Here is a 2,500-nt window from a genome sequence, read left to right on the forward strand (position 1 = left end):
TTTGGTTGCGGGGGTAGGATTTGAACCTACGACCTTCAGGTTATGAGCCTGACGAGCTACCGGGCTGCTCCACCCCGCGGCATTTTTGGCCCATATTATTTTATGGGCTGATCGTTTAGAGAGTTGTTTTACTGGGTCTTTCTAGGTTTGGCGGTGACCTACTCTCCCACGTCTTGAGACGCAGTACCATTGGCGCGGCGGCACTTAACGGCCGGGTTCGGAATGGATCCGGGTGTTTTGCTCGCGCTATGACCACCAAACCGAGGAAGACCCAGTTGTTTTTTTCCAAGTTGTACGTTTATGTGCGCTTTTGACCAGTTGAGTTTGTCTTTTACTGGGTCAAATCAAGCCTATCGGGCAATTAGTACCGGTCAACTGAACGCATTGCTGCGCTTACATCTCCGGCCTATCGACGAGGTGGTCTACCTCGGCCCTCTGGGATACCTTGTTTTGAGGGGGGCTTCCCGCTTAGATGCCTTCAGCGGTTATCCTGTCCGATCATAGCTACCCTGCACTGCGGCTGGCGCCACAACAGGTCCACCAGTGGATCGTTCACCCCGGTCCTCTCGTACTAGGGGCAACTCCTCTCAAGTATCCTACACCCACGGCAGATAGGGACCGAACTGTCTCACGACGTTCTAAACCCAGCTCACGTACCTCTTTAAATGGCGAACAGCCATACCCTTGGGACCTGCTCCAGCCCCAGGATGAGATGAGCCGACATCGAGGTGCCAAACACTGCCGTCGATATGGACTCTTGGGCAGTATCAGCCTGTTATCCCCGGCGTACCTTTTATCCGTTGAGCGATGGCCCTTCCACTCGGGACCACCGGATCACTATGGCCGACTTTCGTCTCTGCTCGACTTGTCAGTCTCGCAGTCAGGCTGGCTTCTGCCATTGCACTCAACGAGCGATTTCCGACCGCTCTGAGCCAACCTTCGCGCGCCTCCGTTACGCTTTGGGAGGCGACCGCCCCAGTCAAACTACCCGCCACGCAGGGTCCCGGATCCGGGTAACGGACCGCGGTTAGACATCAAGAGTGCGAAGGGTGGTATCTCAAGGTTGGCTCCACGGGGACTAGCGTCCCTGCTTCAAAGCCTACCACCTATCCTGCACATCACAATCCTGATGCCAGTGCGAAGCTGTAGTAAAGGTGCACGGGGTCTTTCCGTCTAACCGCGGGAAGCCTGCATCTTGACAGGCAATTCAATTTCGCTGAGTCGATGTTGGAGACAGCGGGGAAGTCGTTACGCCATTCGTGCAGGTCGGAACTTACCCGACAAGGAATTTCGCTACCTTAGGACCGTTATAGTTACGGCCGCCGTTTACCGGGGCTTCAATTCGGAGCTTGCACCCCTCCTTTTAACCTTCCGGCACCGGGCAGGCGTCAGACCCTATACGTCGTCTTGCGACTTCGCAGAGCCCTGTGTTTTTAGTAAACAGTCGCCACCCCCTGGTTTGTGCCCCCGGACCTCTTGGCCCGGGCCTCCTTCTCGCGAACTTACGGAGGTATTTTGCCGAGTTCCTTCAACATCGTTCTCTCAAGCGCCTTGGTATGCTCTACCAGTCCACCTGTGTCGGTTTAGGGTACGGTCTGGCGGAGGGCTATTTCCAGGAACTGTCTTGGATACGCCCCAATCCGTTAAGGGACGCACGCCGCCACAATCCGTCACATCCTCCTGGCCCAGGAATATTAACCTGGTTCCCATCGTCTACGCGTTTCCGCCTCGACTTAGGGGCCGGCTTACCCTGCTCAGATTAGCTTTAAGCAGGAACCCTTGGACTTTCGGCGAGGGGGTCTCTCACCCCCTTTGTCGCTACTCATGTCATCATTCTCGCTAGTGATCGCTCCACCGGTGCCTTACAGCCCGGCTTCACAGCCAAACCCGAGCCTCCGGAGCACCCCAGGGGTGCTAAAGAGGCGTGGGTTTTTTCACACTACGCTCCGCTACCACTGCTTGCGCAGTCCTAAGCTTCGGCTCGTGGCTTGAGCCCCGTTACATCTTCGCCGCAGGACAACTTGATTAGACCAGTGAGCTGTTACGCTATCTTTAAAGGATGGCTGCTTCTAAGCCAACCTCCTGGTTGTTTTGGTCGTCCCACCTGCTTTCCCACTTAGCCACGAATTGGGGGCCTTAGCTGTAGGTCAGGGTTGTTTCCCTCTCCACGACGGACGTTAGCACCCGCCGTGTGTCTGCCATCTAGTACTCCCGGGTATTCGGAGTTTGGTTAGGATCAGTAAGCCTGTGGGGCCCCATTACCCATCCAGCGCTCTACCCCCCGGGGTATTCGGATGACGCTCTACCTAAATAGATTTCGCGGAGAACCAGCTATCTCCGAGTTTGATTGGCCTTTCACCCCTAGGCACACCTCATCCCGACCTTTTTCAACAGGTGTGGGTTCGGACCTCCAGTACGTGTTACCGTACCTTCATCCTGGACATGCCTAGATCACTCGGTTTCGGGTCTGATCCCACGAACTCGACGCCCTATTAAGACT

Annotated in this window: 1 tRNA gene and 2 rRNA genes (1 of these 3 cut by a window edge); all 3 read right to left on the bottom strand. The window is 55.7% G+C overall.

What is annotated here, in order from left to right:
• Nucleotides 1–2 precede the first annotated feature (2 nt).
• A tRNA-Met gene (locus EV663_RS15255) sits at nucleotides 3–79 on the bottom strand.
• A gap of 66 nt (nucleotides 80–145) precedes the next feature.
• A 5S ribosomal RNA gene (rrf, locus tag EV663_RS15260) occupies nucleotides 146–260 on the bottom strand.
• An 80-nt stretch (nucleotides 261–340) separates the two neighbouring features.
• Nucleotides 341–2,500 (bottom strand): 23S ribosomal RNA (locus tag EV663_RS15265) (it continues 658 nt past the right edge of the window).

It is taken from the genome of Rhodovulum bhavnagarense (assembly GCF_004343505.1).
GTDB classification, from domain to species: Bacteria; Pseudomonadota; Alphaproteobacteria; order Rhodobacterales; family Rhodobacteraceae; genus Rhodovulum; species Rhodovulum bhavnagarense.